Annotated in this window: 1 protein-coding gene; it reads right to left on the bottom strand. The window is 68.1% G+C overall.

What is annotated here, in order from left to right; genetic code table 11:
* On the bottom strand, positions 1-301 hold a 301-nt coding region (locus tag IG178_RS25010; RefSeq protein ID WP_193215274.1), incomplete at both ends, for a hypothetical protein.

The following is a 301-nucleotide window of genomic DNA, read 5'->3' as shown; positions in this document are numbered from 1 at the left end:
GGGTAGAACGGCTCGAGCTGGGCCGTGGTGAGCATGCCCTTGTAGACGATGGTCGAGGTGGAGAACGACGAGCAGTAGATGCCCAGTCGGTTCTGGGAGCGCTTGCGCAGCCGGAAGGCCTTCTGATCGAGCTGCAGTCGGGCGGCGGAGCCGTCGAGGTCCTGGACCGGGATGTGGCCGGTGAAGGCCTCCTGCGCGTCACGACGCTCCTGGACGAAGGGCTGGACGAAGTACGGCATGACCGAGCGCGCCGCGCTGCCGATCGCGGAGTCGTCGACGGGGACCTCGCGCCAGCCGAGGA

Origin of the sequence: Neoluteolibacter marinus (assembly GCF_014904755.1) — a bacterium.
Taxonomy (GTDB): Bacteria; Verrucomicrobiota; Verrucomicrobiia; order Verrucomicrobiales; family Akkermansiaceae; genus Haloferula; species Haloferula marina.
This window is presented reverse-complemented; position numbering and strand designations above follow the sequence as displayed.